Here is a 19,036-nt window from a genome sequence, read left to right as displayed (position 1 = left end):
CCGGCACCACCGATCAATCTGCCGTTACCTCATGCAGCGCCAGCCAGCACCAGCGCCCCTGTTCTTGCCTCAGTACCGCCAGCGACTCCCGCCATGCGGGTGCGCCACCGTCGATCGAATGACCTTCGCGATAGCGCAGCACCGCCAGCGGTGATATCGCATCCACCGCCTGCACGGCTTCGATGGAAATCTGCAGCCCCGGCCGCGCGCCATGGCCACCCGCGAACAGTGCCTGCACGGCATTACGGTCCAGCCTGCGACCCGCGATGCCGACCATGCTGAAGTCCGCGCAGAAATGCGCCATCAGATCATCCAGCGCATCCGCAGCCACCTCGGCCCGGAACCAGGCCTGCAGTTTGTCGTGCAGGTGGTGGATTTCATGTTCTGCGGTCGTAGCCATCAAGTGTTCTCCGGTTGCGAAAGGGTGATCCTCTGCGGCCGACGCAGCAACGCCATCGGCAACAGCGTCATTGCGGCGGCCAGACCCAGAGCCACGCTGGTGGCGCGTGCTGGCAGCCACTGCATGGCCAGCGCCAGCAACAGCGCAATGGCGGCAGTACCCAGGCAGAAACTGAGCTGACGGTTGAGGTTCCAAAGGGCACTGGCATCGCCCAGCGCTTCACCCTCCACGCCGTGGAAAGCCAGCGTCTGCGCGGTGCTGCTGCACAGGCTGCCGCCGGCGCCCATCAGCGCGAACAGCAGCCCGGCCAACGCGAAGGCCGGCTGCGGCAGCAGCGCCATCAACAGCATGCCGCTGGCCTGCAGCAGCATGCCAACGCGCAGTACCGTGGCCGGGCCGAAACGGGCCAGCAGGCGCTTGCTGGCCGTGATCGCAGTGGCCGAGGCCAGCGCCCACGGCAGCATCAGCGCGCCGATGCGTGCCGCGCTGTAACCGGCCTGGTGGAGCTGCAGGGTACTGACCAGCTGGCTGCCGATGAATACACCGGGTACGGCCAGATAGATCAGCATCGCCAGCCGCAGCCCACGATGCGACAGCAACGACCAGCGCAGGAGGGGCTGCGCCTGCTGCCGTGCATACCGCAGGTGGGCCGCCGCCAACAGCATTGCGATCAACAGCAGTACGGCACCGGCGGCCCGATGGCCGGGTTCACCCAGCCAGGTCAACGCCAGCAGCAGCGCGCCCAGCGCCAGCATCGCGGTGGACAGCGCATAGGCCTGCAGGCGCGGCGCACTGCGCGCGCCATCGGCCGGCATCCACGCCAGCACCAGTCCAATCGCCACCACGGCCAGCGGCAGGCTGGCCCAGAGCACGCCGCGCCAGGACAACCACTGCACCAGCAGCCCACCGAGCGCGGGCGCCAGTGCTGGTAGCAGCAGCGCAACCAGCAGGATGCGGCGGGTCAGCGCGCCACGCTGGTCGGGCGTGCACTGCCGGTACGCTGCCGCCTGTGCCACCGGAATCAGCAGGCCACCGGCCAGGCCCTGCAGCAGGCGCCAGCCCAGCAGCCAGCCAATACCCGCTGCTGCGCCGGCCAGCGCAGCGGCAACCGCGAACAGCAGCAACGCCACCAGCAGCAGGCGACGCTCACCACAGCGCGCGGCCAGCCAGGGCGCCAGCGGGATCACCACGCTCAGGCCCAGCATGTAGGCGGTGCCCACCCAGGCCAGGGTGCTGATATCGGCGTGCAGCTCCGCTGCCAATACCGGATAGGCCACCGTGGCGATGAACATGTTGACCAGATCCAGAGCGAACACCAGCAGGAAGATCGCCTCATGGCGCAGGCGGGGAGACGGCATCGGCGGCGCTCCAACAGGGAAGCGGCCAGCATGCCGTGCGGGCCTTGTTGGAAAAACACGACAGCAACTGCAACACTGTCAAATCCACTTTGACAATGAATTGCCATGGTCAGCCTCAATCGCTTCGATATCTTCCGCGCCGTGGTCGAGGCCGGCAGCCTCACCGCTGCGGCTGATCGCCTCGGCCTCAGCCGCGCGGTGGTCAGCTTCAACCTGAAGCGGCTGGAGCAGGAGCTGGGCGTGACCCTGCTGTTGCGCAGTACCCGCCACCTGGCCCTGACCGAGGCCGGCGAACAGTTCCTGCAACACTGCGTGCAGGCACTGGATGCCGCACAGGCAGCCATCGATGCCGCGCGCCGCGACCAGCACCAGCTGCAGGGTGTGCTGCGCCTGACCACCACGCCGGAGTACGCCCAGCTACGCTTGATTGCTGCGTTGGAGGCGTTTCGTGCGCGGCACCCGGCCCTGCAGCTGCACCTGTCGACCTCACCGGCACCGGCCGACCTGATTCCCGAGCGGTTCGACCTGGCAATCCGTCTTGGCCGCCTGCCGGATTCGGGCCTGCACGCCAGCGAACTGGAACGCCATCCACTGTGCCCCGTGGCGGCTCCGTCCCTACTGGCACGCCTGCCCTCTGCCGATGCTGCCGACGACCCCGTGCAGCTGGGCGCCCTGCCCCGCCTCGGTTACCCGCGCCTGGCCGACGTGCCGGTGATCGCGCCTGATGGCAGCGGCGCCCTGTTTGCCACCAACCCGGGCAACGCGGTGGTACGCGTGGATGGTGCCAGCAGCCTGCGCGCGTTCGCCCTGGCCGGCGCCGGGGTCACCGTGCTGCCACGCTGGCTGATCGAGGACGACCTGGCCCAGGACCGGCTGCGCCCGGTGCTGCGCCAGCACCGCTTCCCGCAGCAGAGCGTGTACGCGGTCTACCCGCACAGCACGCAGCCCTCGCCGAAGGTGCGGCAGCTGATCGATTTCCTGCGCGGGTGGTCTGAAAGCGGGCGCGGGTAGCCTCCTGCGGCCAATCGCCAGGCCGCAGTGAAGTTACAGAGGGTACGAGCCTCCACGAACATCGCCAACCCAGCTATCGAACAAACTCCCCGGTGTCAGATCGTCACTGTGTGAGAACTTTGGTTCATACGACATTTTCGCCCGCATCTCATTGCTCCCCACAACGTAGTGAATGCGGATCTCAGTAGGCGTCTCAGCGCCGACTCATTGCACTTTTCTTCAAGCGCATCTATTTCATCCAGCCCAGCATCAAGCACCCAAGCCAAGCTCTCATTCAACGAGTCATACATCCCACCTCCAGATTTTCGGACGTCATTCAGCTGTTCCTTCTCCACCACAGAACCGTTGATTCTGTAGAAGAAATCAAACATTGAAATCCCATCTTCACTCGCAACGAAGATGAATACTTCGTCAGCCGTCGCACCGGCATAATCGAGCGCGAGTCGAACCATGCTCGCCTGAGCGTCTGAAACGTGTTCCTCAAAGATCTTGTTCATTGTTCGATCCTCGTAGCACTCGCTTGAATTGGCACTGATACTGAGTTGACCGAGTGAGTGCACTCCATGCTGCTCGGCTCGAGATCACACCTGCTGCAGCCTTCGCTGGGCTGACGCCGCCACCATCTCGTCAGGGTCACCCGTTAGCAGCTCCAGGACCTCCCTGGATACCTTTGGATTGCAGGCGATTCGGTGACGGACGCTTGCATCGGAATCCCTTGCAAGGCGTGACATCAATGCTGGATCCAGCCGGCGCTTGCTCGCAATTTTCCAGCGGACATCTACGTCATCGCTGGCAGCCAACTGCTCGATGATGGCTAGGGGAATCGTTTTGTTTCCGGCAACGCAACGCGCCAGCTCCGGATAGGTCGACAGGATATCGCGCCACGTCTGATCGTCAGCGTGCCGCAAAGCGAACGAGGTATCCGACTCGTTTTCACACAACCGTTTGAATTCCCATGCGCTCGCGATCATTCGCTGGCCCTCCTGCGCCAGCCTTCCAGTATTGGCTGACCGGCAATTGACCTCCAGTGGCAGAAGCGACATGACTATCCGCCCCGGCGCCTGCTGTTCCATCGTCCGCCGGGCATGGCCCGGCGAGCGCAGCGGCACCCCACAAACAGAAACGGCCCCTTTCGGGGCCGTTCCTTCAAGCATCAACAACCCGCAGTATCAGCGCAGCACCTGCTCCACCAGCTGCACGTCCACCGTCTGCAGCGGCTCGGCCGCATTGCGCGACAGCTGCACCTGGTAGGTGCCGCCGTCGATCTTCCACTGGCGCGCCTGTGCATCGTAGTGGGCCAGGGTCTTCGGCTCGGCTTCGATGCGGATGCGGCGCTGTTCGCCCGGCTGCAGGTTCACCTTGTCATAGCCGATCAGGCGGATCGGCGTGGTGCTGCCGGCCGGCAGCTTCAGGTACAGCTGTGCCACGTCGGCACCGGCGCGCTTGCCGGTATTGCGGATATCGACGCTGGCGACCAGGCGCGAGCCCTCCACGCTCACCTTCAGGTTCTCATAGGCGAATGAGGTGTAGGACAGGCCATGGCCAAAGGCGAAGGTCGGGGTCAGGCCCTTGGCCGCCATCCACTTGTAGCCGACGTTGGCGCCTTCGATATCGAAATCGAACACATCACCGAACGGCTTGGCGGGCTTGAAGCCGAGGCCGTCGATGTGCGGGCGCGGCAGCTGCGATTCGTCCGTCACCCAGGTCACCGGCAGGCGGCCCGACGGATTGACCTGGCCGGTCAGCAGCGCGGCGATGCCTTCGCCACCGCGGATGCCCGGGTACCAGGCCTGCAGCATCGCCGGCACCTGCGCCAGCCACGGCGTGCGCACCGGGCCGTTGGTTTCCAGCACCAGCACCGTCTTCGGGTTGGCCTTGGCCACCGCCGAGATCAGCGCGTCCTGGTTGTCCGGCAGCTGCATGTCCGGCAGATCCACCGATTCGGCGGCCCACTGGGTGGCGAACACGATGGCCACATCCGCCTGCGCGGCCGCCTTGGCCGCGGCGGCGACGTTGGTGCCGTCCACGTACTCGATGGCCGCGTCCGGACGCGCTGCGCGCAGCGATTCCAGCGGCGAGGACGGGTGGAAGATCACCGGGCCCGGCCAGGTGGTCGGCAGCACGCCCGGCACCGCATTGGTGCCCTTGGCGGTCACGCCCACCATCGACGAACCACCGCCACCGATCACGCCCTTGTCGGCGTGGCCACCGATGATGACGATGCGCTTCACCGTGTCGGCCAGCGGCAGCAGGTTGCCTTCATTGCGCAGCAGCACGCTGCCCTCTTCCACCGTGCGCTGGGCGACGGCGAAGCCGGCCTCGGCATCGACCTTCTGGTGCTGCGGCGGGTTGTCGAAGTTGCCATGCAGGAACATCGTGCGCAGGATGCGCGCGACCATGTCATTCAGGCGCGCCTGCGGCACCACGCCGCCATGCACGGCCAGGCGCAGCGGCTCATCGAAGAACACCGCCGCGTCGAACACTTCGCCGGCCGACTGCTGGTCCAGGCCGGCCAGCGCCGCCTTCGAACCGCTGTGCACGCCACCCCAGTCGGACATCACGAAACCGGGGAACTTCCATTCCTGCTTCAGCACCTGGTTCATCAGGTAGCCGTTCTCGCAGCCGTAGGTGCCGTTGATCTTGTTGTACGAGCACATCGCCACGCCCGGGCGGCCGGCTTCCAGCGCGATCTCGAAGGCCAGGAGGTCCGACTCGTGCATGGCCTGTTCGCCAATGCGCACGTCGTGGAAGTTGCGGCGGGTCTCCATGTCGTTCAGCGCGAAGTGCTTCATCGAGGAGATCACGTGCTGGCTCTGCACGCCCTGGATCAGCGCGCCGACCATCGAACCGGCCAGCAGCGGATCTTCACCGGCATATTCGAAGTTGCGGCCGTTGCGTGGGTCGCGCTGCAGGTTGACGCTGCCCGACAGCAGGATGTTGAAGCGCTGCTGCCATGCCTCGCGGCCCATGGTCGCGCCGCCGGCGAAGGCGACTTCGCGGTTCCAGCTGGAGGCGGTGGATGGGCCGGACGGCATTGCGGTGGCGAAATCGCCCGGGCGGATGCCGCCCGGATTGGTCACGCCGACACCGGCATCGGCCGACTGCTGCGACGGGATGCCCAGCCGCGGTACGCCCGGCACGAAGCCGGCCGAACCGACCGCACCTTCCGGCAGCGGGCCACCGTCTTTGCCCAGCCCGAAGTAGCTGTGCAGCATCTGGAACTTCTCATCCTCGGTCATCGCCTTCAGCAGCAGCGCAGCGCGCGCATCGGCGTTGAGGGCGGTGTCCATCCATGGCTTTTCGCCGTGCTTGTCGGGGGCATAGGCCAGGGTCAGCAGGGTCGCGCGCAGGGTGCTGCCCTCCATCTTGAACGGCGCACTGCTGGCGGCCTGGAAACCATCGCTGAAATAGCTGGCATCGGCTTCCAGGGCGACACGCGCCGGATCGAAGCCTGCGGCCTTGGCCGATTCACCGGCCACCGCGCCGAGCAGCACTGCCGGGGCGCCCAACCGCGAACGCGTGACCAGCGCCGGCAGCTGCGCCGCACCTGCACCGGCATCGGTGTAGACCGCCACGGTGTGGCGGCCATCGTCCAGGCGCAGGTAGTTCAGGCCTGGCTGGTCGGGGCCGGATTCGGCGGCGATCGGCAGCCGGGTCAGCACGGCCTGGCCGCGCTGGGTCTGGCCATCGTCCTTGCCGGCGGCGATGAAGCGGTATTCATAGCCCAGGCCATCGGCCAGCACCTGCAGCGGATCGACCTGGCCGATGCCGCGCTGCACCTGGCGCACGCTCACCGCGTCCACCTTCAGGCTCTTCAGTTGCGCCGCCAGGGCCGGCATCGCCTCGGCGTTGGGCGCCTGTTCCAGGGTCAGCACAGTGAACGCGGCGGGGTCGGCCCAGGCCGGAGCGGCCAGTGCGGCAGACAGGGCCAGAGACAGTGCAAGCGGTTTTGTAAACGTTTTCATCGGCAGGCGTAATTCCGTTGCCAAGGCAATCGGTCCAGGGAAAGTGCCGCCGAAGGGTGCAGCGTTCATGCCGCGCAGGGGTTGCCGGGCAACGTCCCGCAGGCCGAAGGGCGGGCCGGTCTGCGCGCGGGACCCTCCTCCCGGCGTGACAACCTGCCTGCCCGGGCCGCGCAGGGCGACCCAATCCTGTGAAGATTGTGCGAGGGCGTTCACACCTGTCAACAGGACCTAAGTCACAGGGGCAACCTGGCCCGCAGTTATCAGGCCATCACTGGCGGTCATCAGCGCGCCGCGCAGGGCTGCCGATAATGCAGGTCCCTGGCCACGAATCGAGCCCATGAACGTACATCGCGACTTCGACCATCTCTGGCGCGACCGCTGTGACACCTCCAGCCAGCGCGCACCGCGCGTGCTGATCCGGGTGTTCGTGGCTCCGGGCGAGCTGGAGCGCAGCGTGGCCTTCTACGAGCAGTTGCAGGGCGTGGTGGCCGATGCGGGCTTCCCGTTCCCGGAAGCCGGGCTGCGCCTGGCCATGGTCGGCGCCTTCCTGCTGATCGAAGGCAGCCAGGCGGCGCTGGCCCCGTTCACTTCGACCACGGGGACACTGCTGGTCGATGACGTTCGGCCCTATCACGACAAACTGGTCGCGGCCGGTGCCGAGATCATCTTCCCGCTGCAGGTGGTGCCGACCGGGGCGGCGTTCAATGCGGTGCATCCCGATGGCACGGTGGTCGAGTACGTGCATCACCGGCCCGACCCGCACGGCCGGTGAGGGTGCGCACGGCCGGGCTGCGCCCGACCCCCGCGGTAGTGCCGGCCGCTGGCCGGCAACCTCAAAAGCAAAGGCGGCTATCCGTGGGGTGGCGGGATGGGTCCAGTTGCGGGGGACGCCGTGAATCCGTCCATGGAGGCTCGGTCGCGCCATCCATGGCGCTCACGCCCCCGCAACCGGACCCACCCCGCCTTCGATAGCTTCTCGTAACCTGCAGTAGATCCACGCCATGCGTGGATGCTTTCCTTCCTTCAGCAACCTGAAACCGGGCCCTCCGATTTCATTAGTAATTCTACTCACAAGACGAGTAGCATGTCTGGTCTCAGCCCCTGATACCGGCCCGTCGATACTCGCGCCATGCCCGCCGTTTCCGCCCGTTCCTGCCGTTTCCAGCCCACCCGGCGCCTCCCCGGGAGGATCGGCTGATGGGTGCGGTCGTTGCCCTCGACCGGCTGCTGGACGGGCGCCAGCTGTGGCGCGGCCCGGCCCGCCAGGGCCCAGCCAGCGACCATCTGGCCAGCGGCCATCCGGCACTGGATGCACGCCTGCCCGGCGGCGGCTGGCCGGCCAGCGGACTGTGCGAGGTGCTGCAGGCGGCGCCCGGCGTTGGCGAACTGGCGCTGGTATGGCCGGCACTGGCCAGGCTGAGCCAGCGCGACCGCCCGATCGTCCTGGTCGCTCCGCCCTACCGTCCGCATGCCCCGGCCTGGGCCGCCGCCGGGCTGGACCTGGGCCAGTTGCAGATCATCCACGCCGCGCCGAAGCAGGCACTGTGGGCCGCCGAACAGTGCCTGCGCTCTGCGGCCTGCGCGGCGGTACTGTGCTGGCCGCACCAGGCCGACGACCGTTCACTGCGCCGGCTGCAGGTGGCTGCCGACAGCGGCCAGTGCCTGGGCTTCGTGTTCCGCGAGGCGCAGGCCGCGCGCAATCCCTCCCCGGCCAGCCTGCGCCTGCAGCTCGACCACGGCCAGGTGCGGGTGCTGAAGTGCCGTGGCGGGTTGCCGCCGGCGCAGCCGTTGCCGCTGGCCATCGCCCACTGAGGACGCGCCATGCACTGGGCCTGCCTGTTGTTGCCGCAGCTGGCGCTGGACAGCGTGCTGCGCCTGCAGCCGGATCCGCAGCGGCCGCTGGTCCTGCTGCAGGGGCCGGCGCAGCGTCGCGTGCTGCGCGCGGTCAGCCCGTCGGCACGTGCAGCAGGGCTGCGCCCGGGCATGCTGCTTTCGGCTGCGCAGGTACTGGTGCAGGACATGCAGCTGCACGACTACGACCCGAGTGCCGAACAGCACACCCGGCAGCTGCTGGCCAGCTGGGCCTATGCCTACAGCTCGCAGGTCAGCCTCGATTTTCCGCATGCGCTGGTGCTGGAAATCGGTGCCAGCCGCGCCCTGTTCGGTGACTGGCTGACGATCCAGCAGCGCCTGCGCAACGAACTGCACGAACTCGGCTTCCGCCACCGCCTGGTGGCCGCGCCTACCCCACATGCCGCGCGCGTGCTGGCCAACGTCCACGATGGCCTCGGCCTTGATGCGCAGCAGCTGCCGGCGGCGCTGGCGCAGCTGCCCCTGGCGCGCTGTGGCCTGCCCAGCGAGGCGGTGACGGTGCTTGGCCGTTCCGGCCTGCGCACGTTGGGCGCGGTGCTCAAGCTGCCGCGCGACAGCCTGGCCCGGCGCTTCGCCCCCGAGGTCCTGCAGCAGCTGGATGCATTGCGCGGGCTGCCCACCGCGCCATTGCGCTACTACCAGCCACCGGACCGTTTCGATGCGCGCATCGAATTCGAATACGAGATCGAATCCAGCCAGGCCCTGCTGTTCCCGCTGCGCCGCCTGCTGCTCGACCTGGCCGCCTTCCTGTGCTCGCGCGATGGCGGCGTGCAGCGCTTCGACCTGCATTTCGAGCATGACCTGTTGCCGGCCAGCGTGCTGACCATCGGCCTGTTGGCGCCCGAGCGCGATCCCACGCTGCTGTTCGAGATCGCACGCAACCGCATGGAAGCGTTCGTCCTGCCGGCCGGCAGCCGCGCACTGCGACTGCAGGCCGAACAGCTGCCGCCGTTCGTACCCGCCGCGCGTGACCTGTTCGATACCCGTCCGGCGCAGGCGATGCCGTGGAACCAGCTGCGTGAGCGCCTGCGCGCGCGGCTCGGCGATGACGCCGTGCAGCCGCTGGCAGTGCAGGCCGACCATCGTCCCGAACGCGCCAGTGGCACCCAGCCACCGGCCAAGCCCCCGTCGTACTGGCCACTGCGCCCCGGCTGGTTGCTGGATGCGCCGCAACCGCTGCGTGATCCGAGGCTGCGCATCGTCACCGGACCGGAGCGGATCGAATCGGGCTGGTGGGACCAGGCCGACGCGCGCCGCGACTATTACGTGGTGGAAACCGCGCATGGCCAGCGCGGCTGGGCTTTCCGTGACCGCAACAATCCACATGCGCCGTGGATGCTGCACGGCTGGTTCGGCTGAGCCGCCATGCACAGCGAACTGCCCGGCTACGCCGAACTGCACTGCCTGTCGGCCTTCAGTTTCCAGCGCGGTGCTTCGATCGCCGAAGAGTTGTTCGCGCGCGCCGCGGGCCAAGGCTACCGCGCGTTGGCGATCACCGACGAATGCTCGCTGGCTGGCATCGTGCGCGCCTGGCAGGCAGCGAAGACACATGGCGTGGCACTGATCGTCGGCGCTGAATTCCAGGTCGAGGACGGGCCGAAGCTGGCCCTGCTGTGCACCGACCAGACCGCCTATGCCGGGCTGTGCCAGTTGATCACGACCTGTCGGCGGCGGGCTGCCAAGGGCGAGTACCGCTGCCTGCGCGACGATCTGCTCGGCCTGCCCGACGGTTTGTTGTGCCTGTGGCTGGACCGGCAGCCATCCGCCACCGATCTCGAGTTGCTGCGCACCGGCTTCGATGATCGGCTGTGGCTGGCGGTGGAACTGCACCGTGAACACGATGACGCACGCCGCCTGCAGCAGCTGCGGGCCTTCGGCGAACGCCACCGCCTGCCCCTGGTCGCCAGTGGCGATGTGCATATGCACGTGCGCCGCCGCCGTGCCCTGCAGGACACACTGACCGCGATCCGCCACCGCTGCAGCGTGGCCGAGGCCGGCTGGCGCCTGTTTCCCAATGGCGAGCGCCACCTGCGCCCGCGTACCGCGCTGGCCCAGCTGTATCCGCCCGAACTGCTGGCTGAAACCCTGCGCATCGCCGAACGCTGCCACTTCACCCTGGAACAGCTGCAGTACACCTATCCGCGTGAGCTGGTGCCCGAAGGACACGATCCGGACAGCTGGCTGCGCGTGCTGGTCGAGCGCGGCATCCGGTGGCGCTGGAAAGGCGGCATCGAAGCGAAGCAACGCACGCAGATCGAGCACGAACTGGCGCTGATCAAGCAGAAGAACTACGCCTCCTACTTCCTCACCGTGCAGGACATCGTGCGCTTTGCGCGCAGCCAGGACATCCTCTGCCAGGGCCGTGGCTCAGCGGCCAACTCAGCGGTGTGCTTCGTGCTGGGCGTGACCGAGATCGACCCGGCACGCAGCAACCTGCTGTTCGAGCGCTTCATTTCCGCCGAGCGCGACGAGCCGCCGGATATCGACATCGACTTCGAGCACGAGCGTCGCGAGGAGGTGCTGCAGTACGTGTTCAAGCGCTACGGCCGCGAGCGCGCCGCACTGACCGCGGTGGCGATCAGCTACCGTGGCCGCAGCGCGATCCGTGACGTGGCCCGCGCACTGGGCCTGCCGATGGACCAGGTCAACGAACTGGGCGCGGCGATGGACCACTGGGGCGGCAACATCCCATTGCCGGAAACCCTGCGCGAGCGCGGTTTCGATCCGGACACGCCCTTGATGCGGCGCCTGCTGGCGCTGACCGCCGAGCTGATCGACTTCCCGCGCCACCTGTCGCAGCATCCGGGCGGTTTCGTCATCTCCGAGCATCCGCTGTCGACCCTGGTGCCGGTGGAGAACGCGGCGATGGCCGATCGCACCGTCATCCAGTGGGACAAGGACGATCTGGATGCCACCGGCCTGATGAAGGTCGACTGCCTGGCATTGGGCATGCTTACGGCCATCCGCAAGTGCCTGGCGATGCTGAAACAGCATGGCCTGCACGAAGGGCGCATGGACGCCATCCCGCCCAAGGATGCAAAGACCTTCGACATGATCTGCGCCGCTGACACCATCGGCGTGTTCCAGATCGAATCGCGCGCGCAGATGGCGATGCTGCCGCGCATGCAGCCACGCACGTTCTATGACCTGGTGATCGAGGTGGCGATCGTGCGCCCTGGCCCGATCCAGGGCGACATGGTGCACCCCTATCTGGAGCGGCGCCGGATCCTGCGCGAACAAGGCCCGGACGCGTTGAACGACCCGGACAACCCGCTCTACCCACCGCAGCTGGAACGCGTGTTCGCACGCACGCTGGGCGTGCCGCTGTTCCAGGAACAGGTGATGCAACTGGCGGTGGAAGCAGCCGGCTACACGCCGGGCCAGGCCGATGCCCTGCGCCGCTCGATGGCGGCGTGGAAGCGCCGTGGCGGTCTGGAACCGCATCGCGAGAAGCTGCTTGCCGGCATGCTGAAGAACGGCTTCAGCCGCGAATACGGCGAGCACCTGTTCGAGCAGATCAAGGGCTTCGGCGATTACGGCTTCCCGGAAAGCCACGCCGCCAGCTTCGCCCTGCTGACCTATAACAGCTGCTGGCTGAAGTGCCACCACCCGGCCGCATTCACTGCCAGCCTGATCAACAGCCAGCCGCTGGGGTTCTACAGCCCCGACCAGCTGCTGCAGGACGCGCGGCGGCATGGCATTACCGTTCTTCCCTTGGACGTACGCCACAGCGACTGGGACTGCACGCTGGACTTCAGCAGGGGGCCGGCGGCGATCCGCCTGGGCCTGCGCCTGATCGACGGCTGCAACGAAGGTGCCGTGCAGGCCATCATGCGCGAGCGCGCGCGGCGCCCGTTCGACGACGTCGGCGACCTGTGCCAGCGCACCGCACTGGACCGCCGCCAGCAGGGCCTGCTGGCCGATGCCGGGGCACTGCGCGGGCTCAGCGGCCATCGCCATCGTGCACGCTGGGATATCTCGGGCGTAGAGAACCGGCTGCCGCTGTTCGACCAGGCCCGTGCCACTGCCGAAGCCCGCGTGCCCCTGCCACTGCCCAGCGCCTGGGAGGACATGCAGGCCGACTACCGCAGCACGGGCACCACCCTCGGCCGTCACCCGATCTCGTTCCTGCGCGCGCAGCTGCGTAGCCGTGGCTGCCTGGATGCCGCACAGCTGGCCGGGCACGGCCACGGCCGCCGTGTGCGCATCGCCGGACTGGTGCGCATGCGCCAGCGGCCACAGACCGCCAGCGGGGTGACTTTCCTCACCCTCGAGGACGAGACCGGCATGGTCAACGCCGTGGTCTGGCGGCACCTGGCCGATCGCCAGCACCGGGTGCTGGTCGATACCCAGCTGATGCAGATCGATGGTCGCCTGGAACGCGTCGATGGCGTCCAGCACGTCATCGTGCAACGCATGCACTGCCTGGATGAACTGCTGCAGGGACTGCGCAGCCACAGCCGCGATTTCCACTGACGATACACAACGTCACACAACGAACTGGCCATAGCCGGTCCGCATCCGCTATCGTCGGCACATCCAAGGAAGGACGACCCGATGCCCCGTGCGCTGCTGCTGACCACCCTGGTGGTCTCGACCCTCGCCCTGCTGGTTTCCGGCTGGACCGCCTGGAGCCTGCATCGCAGCCAATCGCCACAGCGCATCATCGAAGCACGCGGCCTGGTCATCCACGATGCAAGCGGCCAGCCGCGGGTGATCCTCGGCGCACCGGTCCCCGACCCGCTCAGCCAGGGCCGCACCCAGGGGCCGCGTGCCACCGCCCTGTCGGGCCTGATCCTGCTCGGTCCCGATGGTTCCGAACGCGGCGGCTACGGCACCAGCGACCGCGGCGGCGAAGCCCTGCTCACCCTTGACGATGCCACCGGCACCACTGAAGTATTCAAAGTCGTCGCCAACCCGGACCGCGGCGCCAGCCTGATGGTCAAGCACCAGAACAACACCGGCGCCATGCTCACCTCCTGGCAGGGCAAGCCGGAGCTGATGTTCGTCGATGACAGCGGCCAGTCCTACTACGTGCGTCCCGGCGCCAACGCCGCGCCCTGATCTGCTTGTGTAGAGTCGAGCCATGCTCGACTGCTTCTATCAACAGCAGCCGAGCATGGCTCGGCTCTACAAAGGCGAAGCAACGTCGAGCATGGCTCGACGCTACAGAGCGAACACCGCCGCCAGGTCATCCGCCAGCTGCCGCAGCTGCGTTGCCCCCAGCGCAGCGCAGGTGATGCGCAGGCCATGCCCCGGCGCTGCCACCGCGAACACTTCGCCCGCGCGCACATGCCATCCGCGCGAAGCCAGGGCCAGCACCTGCGGATGGCTGTCGGCCTGCAACGGCAGCCACAGGTTCAATCCTTCCATCGGCAACGGTGTCGGCAGGCCACGCGCATGCAGCAACTCCTGCAGCGAGCGCAGGCGCTGCTGGTAACGCTCACCTGCCGAAGCGATCTTCGCCCGCTGCGTTGCCGACGACAGCACCGAGGTCGCCGCATCCTGCAGCAGGTGACTGACCCAGCCGGTGCCGGACGCCAATCGCAGCCGCAACCGCATCGCGGTCTCTTCATCGCAGGCCAGCCAGGCCAGCCGCAGGTCCGGGCCGAGCGGTTTGGACAACGAACGCAGCAGCGCCCAGCGCCGGCCATCCAGCGGCAGCACCGAGTGATAGGCCTGCTGCGAGAGCAGCGCGTAGTGATCGTCGATCAACACCGCAACCTGCGGATAGGCGGCCAGCAGCTGCCGCAACGCCCGCGCCCGCTTCGCATCCAGGCTGGCCCCGGTCGGGTTGTGTGCCCGCGGGGTCAGCAACACCGCGCGTGCACCGGCCTCCAGTGCCTGCCGCAGCGAATCGACCTGCATGCCATGCGCGTCCACCGCCACCGGCAACGGCGCGTGACCCACCGCGTTGAGCACGTTGAGGCTGCCGAGGAAGCACGGATCCTCCACCGCGATGCGATCCCCCGGCAGCAGCCACGCCGACAGCAGGCGTTCGATGCCATCGACCGCGCCATGGGTCAGCTCCAGCGCATAACCCGCCGGGCAGTCCGCATCCAGCGAGGCGCGTGCCAGCGCCTCCAACCTCGGTTCGACCGTGCCCACGCCATACAGCCGTGGTGCGGCCGGGGCCAGGCGCAGGTTCGGCAGCAGGCGTGGATCCGGGTTGCCACCGGCCAGGTCCTGCAGGGCCAGCCCGGGCGTACTGCCTTCACGCGCCAGCGGCGGCGGCAGGCCACGCACCACCGTGCCGCGGCGGCCCGCCGTGCTGGCCAGGCCCGCCGCATCCAGGCGCTTGTAGGCAGCAGCCACGGTGTTGCGGTTCACGCCCAGCTGCTCGGCCAGTTCACGCACCGGCGGCAACACGCTGCCGGCCTGCAGGCGGCCCTTGCCGATGCCGTCGCGGATGCTGTCGAAGATCGACTCGGCGCTATGCCCGGTGATTTTCATTTTGTCCTATGCCAAAATATCTCTTGTCCTGTGCCAGTGTATCCCACCCTGGCCACCCTGCATTGGAGGTGCCCGCATGCCCCTTGCCGCTGCCGACTGGCCCGTCGCCCAGTCCGTTGAACAGATCGCCGCCAACCTGGTCACGGTGCGCCAACGCATCGCCGATGCCTGCGCCCGCGTCGGCCGGGACCCGGCCAGTGTGCGCCTGCTGCCGGTCAGCAAGACCGTCGATGACGCCCGCATCCGCATGGCGGTAGCCGCAGGCTGCCACGAACTGGGCGAGAACAAGGTGCAGGAGGCACAACGCAAGGCTGAAACGATGGCCGACCTGGGCGTGCACTGGTCGGTGATCGGCCATCTGCAGACCAACAAGGCGCGCTACGTGGCGCGCTTTGCCAGCGAGTTCCAGGCGCTGGACAGCCTGCGCGTAGCCGAGGCCCTGCAGCAGCGCCTGCAACTGGAAGACCGCACGCTGGATGTATTCGTGCAGGTCAACACCTCGGCCGAACCGAGCAAGTACGGCCTGGAGCCCGACGCGGTCGAGGCCTTCGTGCAGCAGCTGCCGGCCTTCGATCGCCTGCACGTGCGCGGCCTGATGACCCTGGCCATCTTCACCCCCGATGTCGAGCGCGTACGCGCCTGCTTCGTGCGCCTGCGCGAACTGCGCGACCAGCTGCAACGCACCGCCCCGCCCGGCCTCGACCTGTCGCAGCTGTCGATGGGCATGTCCGGTGATTTCGAAGTGGCCATCGAGGAAGGTGCCACCGTGGTCCGCGTCGGCCAGGCCATCTTCGGTGCCCGTGCCACCCCGGACAGTTTCTACTGGCCGAACAGCGGAGCACCGGCATGAAGCACGCGGTTGTCCTGCAACACGTTGCCTTTGAAGACCTCGGCACCCTGAAACCGTTGCTGCTGGCGCTGGGCTGGCAACTGCAGCTGCTGCAGGTCGGCGTCGATGCGCTCGATGGCGCCGAAACCGCCGACCTGCTGGTCGTGCTGGGCGGTCCCATCAGTGCCAATGACACAGGGACCTACCCCTTCGTCAACGACAGCATTGCCCTGCTGCAGCGCCGGCTGCAGCGGCAGCGGCCCACCCTCGGCATCTGCCTGGGTGCACAGCTGATGGCGCGCGCACTCGGTGCCAGTGTCGCTCCCAGTGGTGGCAAGGAAATCGGCTTTGCGCCACTGCTGCTGACCGATGAAGGCCAGCGTTCTCCGCTGCAGTCCCTGCAGGGCATTCCGGTACTGCATTGGCATGGTGAGGCGTTCGAACTTCCGGCCGATGCACGCCGCCTGGCCAGTACGCCGGCCTGCCGTCACCAGGCGTTCGCCATCGGCAGCCACGCATTGGCCCTGCAATGCCATCCGGAACTGGACGCCCGCCAGTTCGAGCGCTGGCTGATCGGCCACACGCTGGAGCTGGCCCAGGCCGGCATCGATCCCAACGACCTGCGCGCGCAGGCGCGTCGCTATGGCGCACCGCTGGCAGCGGCCGCCACCGCGATGTTCGACCATTGGCTGCAGGACCTGCCGGAGACACCACAATGAACTACCGATTGCAGATCCACCGCGATGGTGCCCATTGGGGCCACTTCGACTGCAGCGGCCCCGATGCCCTGCAACGCATGGACGCCATCGCCGCACAGCTGCCTGCCGATCAGGGCTTCCAGCTGAAACGGCAGAAAGGGGTCAGCGAAGAGCGCATCCTGTCCAGCAATGCCGATGGCCTGCGCGTACTGGCTTCGCAGATCCAGTACCGCGACATCTGACCCGACGATGGTAGTGCCGGCCGCTGGTCGGCATCCGACGGGAGAACAGGTTTGCTACCCGACGGCATTCCGGCATGCCAACCTTCCACCATGTTGACCCTGCAACGCGGCAGCCACCACGGACTGCTCATCGCCCCGCGCTGGCCCTCCACCCGTATCCAACTGGAAGAAGAGGTACTGCAACGCCTGCTCGACGCGCAGGCAATGCTGCCTGCCGGGCTGCGCCTGCTGCTCACTCGTGGCTTCGAACCCAGCCACAGCCGTCTCGGTGGCTTCCGCCGCGTGGTGCGACGGCTCGGCATTGCAGTGTTCCGCACCTGCTACCCGCAGCGCCGCGATGAGATCGATGCCATCTTCGGTGCCAACGGCCACGACATCGATGGCCGTCATATCGATGTCTCACTGGTACTGCACGGCAAGCGGCTGCGACTGCTGCCTCTGGGCGTATTCACCCCACCGCGCTGGCAGGATCGTCGCGTCGCCCATCATGCCGAAGCGGTCGCGCAGGTGAAGCGCAGCCTGCAGCATTGCGGCTTCGAGCTGCATCGCAACCCCACCGAAGCCCTGCAGATCCACTGCGACTACCGCCCGCGCTGACGCTGCGGTGGCCCATGTGTACTGCGCCTCATGCCATAGATGCAAATGATTCTCTTTTGCTGTAAGGTGCAGCCGCTGCCCTTGCCGCCGCGGGCTGTTCCCTTTCCCAGTTGTCGCCCGCCCCGTGTCCACGCCTGTCGAACCGACGGATGTCGCGCAGCTGTGCGCAGCCCATTACCGGCCGCTGCACGCCCATGTCCGCCGCAAACTCCCGCAACGCAGCGACGCTGATGACGTCGTCCAGGAAACCTGGCTGCGTGTCGTCAAAGTCGCCACCAGTGGCCTGCTGAGCAATGGCCGCGCCTATCTGTACCGCGTCGCCCACAACCTGATCGCCGATCACTACCGGCAACGCCAGCGCCGTCGCGAAGAGGTGCTGGATGACACGCAGTTGAATGCCATCGCCGATCCTGCGCCGCTGCCCGAGCAGCGACTGCTCGACGCCGAACAACTGCGCCACCTCGACGCGATCATCGCCGCGCTGCCGCCACGCTCGCGCCAGGTGTTCCTGCTGGCCCGTGTGGAACAGTTGGCGCTGGCCGAGATCGGGCGCCAGCTGGGGATCAGCCGGCAGACCGCGCACGGCCATCTGCTGCGCGCCCTCGTCGCCCTGCAGCAGGTGCCCGGCGCATGAGCCAGGACGCGATCGCGCGCGAAGCCGCACGCTGGTGGCTGGACGGGCACGACGGTGACCGCGACGAGAACGCGTTCGACCAGTGGTACCAGGCCGACCCCCGACACGCCGCGCAGTACCAGTATCTGCAGTACCTGTGGCAGGCAGGCGCGACGCTGCCCAGCCTGCAGCGGCAACAGCAGCGCAGGCAACGCCGTCGACTGCGCGAAGCCGGCATTGCGGTTCTGTTGCTGTGTGCGCTGGGTCTCTACAGCCGCCATGCCTCGCCGCCGGTGGCGCAGGTACTGCGTACAGCCGCTGGCGAGATCCGCGAGGAAACTCTTCCGGATGGTTCGCATGTCCTGCTGTCACCTGGCAGCGAAGTGAAGGTGCGCATCGATGGGCAGCGCCGCCAGCTCCAGCTGCAGCGCGGCCAGGCCTGGTTCCAGGTCGCCGCCGATGCCGACCGGCCCTTCCAGGTGCATACCCCACAGGGCACCGTCACTGCACTGGGGACCGCATTCGATCTTGCCGTGCAGGGCAACAGCAGTGTGGTCACCGTTACCGAGCATCGCGTGCGCGTGGACAGCGGCAACGTCAGCATGCTGGCCGACGACGGCGAGCAGCTGCGCTTCGATGGGCAGGCAACAGCCCATGCAACAACGGCTGCCCCCGGAACATTGGCCTGGCGCGAGCGGCGCCTGCACTGGGTCTCGGCCCCGCTGGCCGCCGTCACGCAGGGCCTGGACCGCTGGCATGGCGGACATACGTGGGTCGTCGGCGAGCAGCTGCGCCAGCAGCCGGTCACCCTGCTCGGCAGTGCCGACGGTGCAGCCCGCAATCGCGACCAGCTGGCCACGCAACTGCAGGTGCGTGTGCTGCGCCTCGGCGCGGGCATACAGGTGTGGCTGCCGCCACGCAGGGAGCAGCGTGGTGGACCCTGACATCCGGCCTGCGACGGCGTCTACCCAGGATGACGACGTTCTGCGTCAGCCCCT

General features: G+C 67.6%; 18 protein-coding genes. 12 read left to right on the top strand and 6 right to left on the bottom strand.

Annotated elements, in window-relative coordinates; all coding sequences use genetic code 11:
• Positions 1-13: 13 nt before the first annotated feature.
• Both VG543_RS09525 and VG543_RS09520 read right to left on the bottom strand, forming a co-directional pair.
• Entirely contained in the window at positions 14-400 is a 387-nt protein-coding gene (locus tag VG543_RS09525) for a DUF4440 domain-containing protein (protein ID WP_134735614.1), read from the bottom strand.
• Complete coding sequence (locus VG543_RS09520; RefSeq protein WP_423178376.1) at positions 400-1,758, bottom strand: MFS transporter; 1,359 nt, start codon at positions 1,756-1,758, stop codon at positions 400-402. Before VG543_RS09520 ends, VG543_RS09525 begins: the two co-directional genes overlap by 1 nt.
• Before the next feature lie 105 nt (positions 1,759-1,863).
• On the opposite strand from VG543_RS09520, the gene VG543_RS09515 reads away from it, so the two are divergent.
• Positions 1,864-2,769 carry a LysR family transcriptional regulator gene (locus VG543_RS09515; RefSeq protein ID WP_423178377.1) on the top strand — a complete coding sequence of 302 codons (906 nt, stop codon included), beginning with the start codon at positions 1,864-1,866 and terminating at the stop codon, positions 2,767-2,769.
• Positions 2,770-2,864: 95 nt separating this feature from the next.
• Here the strand turns inward: VG543_RS09515 and VG543_RS09510 are convergent, their stop codons facing one another.
• The 3 genes from VG543_RS09510 to VG543_RS09500 form a co-directional block, all read right to left on the bottom strand.
• Positions 2,865-3,266 (bottom strand): hypothetical protein, encoded by a 402-nt coding sequence (locus VG543_RS09510; RefSeq protein WP_423178378.1) that lies wholly within the window; start codon positions 3,264-3,266, stop codon positions 2,865-2,867.
• Between the two features lie 84 nt (positions 3,267-3,350).
• A complete protein-coding gene (locus tag VG543_RS09505; RefSeq protein ID WP_134955606.1) occupies positions 3,351-3,929 on the bottom strand; it encodes a hypothetical protein in 579 nt (192 codons plus the stop codon).
• 9 nt (positions 3,930-3,938) lie between these two features.
• Positions 3,939-6,734: a beta-glucosidase family protein gene (locus VG543_RS09500; protein ID WP_423178379.1), complete on the bottom strand. Its 2,796-nt coding sequence runs from the start codon at positions 6,732-6,734 to the stop codon at positions 3,939-3,941.
• 337 nt (positions 6,735-7,071) lie between these two features.
• Between VG543_RS09500 and VG543_RS09495 the strand changes: the two genes are divergently transcribed.
• From VG543_RS09495 to VG543_RS09475, 5 genes are all read left to right on the top strand, one after another.
• Entirely contained in the window at positions 7,072-7,506 is a 435-nt protein-coding gene (locus VG543_RS09495) for a VOC family protein (RefSeq protein WP_134731497.1), read from the top strand.
• A gap of 425 nt (positions 7,507-7,931) precedes the next feature.
• On the top strand, positions 7,932-8,546 hold the full coding sequence (imuA, locus tag VG543_RS09490; RefSeq protein WP_019660229.1) for a translesion DNA synthesis-associated protein ImuA: 615 nt from the start codon (positions 7,932-7,934) through the stop codon (positions 8,544-8,546).
• Positions 8,547-8,555: 9 nt separating this feature from the next.
• On the top strand, positions 8,556-9,965 hold the full coding sequence (locus tag VG543_RS09485) for a Y-family DNA polymerase (protein ID WP_346474899.1): 1,410 nt from the start codon (positions 8,556-8,558) through the stop codon (positions 9,963-9,965).
• 6 nt (positions 9,966-9,971) lie between these two features.
• Entirely contained in the window at positions 9,972-13,082 is a 3,111-nt protein-coding gene (locus VG543_RS09480) for an error-prone DNA polymerase (protein ID WP_423178380.1), read from the top strand.
• 81 nt (positions 13,083-13,163) lie between these two features.
• A complete protein-coding gene (locus VG543_RS09475; RefSeq protein WP_019336451.1) occupies positions 13,164-13,670 on the top strand; it encodes a hypothetical protein in 507 nt (168 codons plus the stop codon).
• 102 nt (positions 13,671-13,772) lie between these two features.
• Here the strand turns inward: VG543_RS09475 and ptsJ are convergent, their stop codons facing one another.
• The gene (gene ptsJ / locus VG543_RS09470; RefSeq protein ID WP_058981858.1) at positions 13,773-15,059 is read right to left on the bottom strand and encodes a transcriptional regulator PtsJ; all 1,287 of its coding nucleotides are present in this window, start codon (positions 15,057-15,059) and stop codon (positions 13,773-13,775) included.
• Positions 15,060-15,135: 76 nt separating this feature from the next.
• Between ptsJ and VG543_RS09465 the strand changes: the two genes are divergently transcribed.
• The 6 genes from VG543_RS09465 to VG543_RS09440 all read left to right on the top strand — a co-directional run bounded on the left by VG543_RS09465 (position 15,136) and on the right by VG543_RS09440 (position 18,982).
• Complete coding sequence (locus VG543_RS09465) at positions 15,136-15,909, top strand: YggS family pyridoxal phosphate-dependent enzyme (protein ID WP_010485014.1); 774 nt, start codon at positions 15,136-15,138, stop codon at positions 15,907-15,909.
• Positions 15,906-16,607 (top strand): glutamine amidotransferase, encoded by a 702-nt coding sequence (locus VG543_RS09460; protein WP_423178381.1) that lies wholly within the window; start codon positions 15,906-15,908, stop codon positions 16,605-16,607. Before VG543_RS09465 ends, VG543_RS09460 begins: the two co-directional genes overlap by 4 nt.
• Complete coding sequence (locus VG543_RS09455) at positions 16,604-16,828, top strand: hypothetical protein (protein WP_010485009.1); 225 nt, start codon at positions 16,604-16,606, stop codon at positions 16,826-16,828. Before VG543_RS09460 ends, VG543_RS09455 begins: the two co-directional genes overlap by 4 nt.
• Before the next feature lie 90 nt (positions 16,829-16,918).
• Complete coding sequence (locus tag VG543_RS09450; protein ID WP_241877259.1) at positions 16,919-17,425, top strand: hypothetical protein; 507 nt, start codon at positions 16,919-16,921, stop codon at positions 17,423-17,425.
• Between the two features lie 124 nt (positions 17,426-17,549).
• The gene (locus VG543_RS09445; RefSeq protein ID WP_043402056.1) at positions 17,550-18,059 is read left to right on the top strand and encodes an RNA polymerase sigma factor; all 510 of its coding nucleotides are present in this window, start codon (positions 17,550-17,552) and stop codon (positions 18,057-18,059) included.
• The gene (locus VG543_RS09440; protein ID WP_423178382.1) at positions 18,056-18,982 is read left to right on the top strand and encodes a FecR family protein; all 927 of its coding nucleotides are present in this window, start codon (positions 18,056-18,058) and stop codon (positions 18,980-18,982) included. Before VG543_RS09445 ends, VG543_RS09440 begins: the two co-directional genes overlap by 4 nt.
• Positions 18,983-19,036 lie beyond the last annotated feature (54 nt).

Source organism: Stenotrophomonas sp. CASM101, from assembly GCF_049384845.1.
Lineage (GTDB): Bacteria > Pseudomonadota > Gammaproteobacteria > Xanthomonadales > Xanthomonadaceae > Stenotrophomonas > Stenotrophomonas hibiscicola.
Note: the sequence above shows the minus strand (reverse complement) of the source record. Positions and strands in the feature narration are given on the sequence as shown.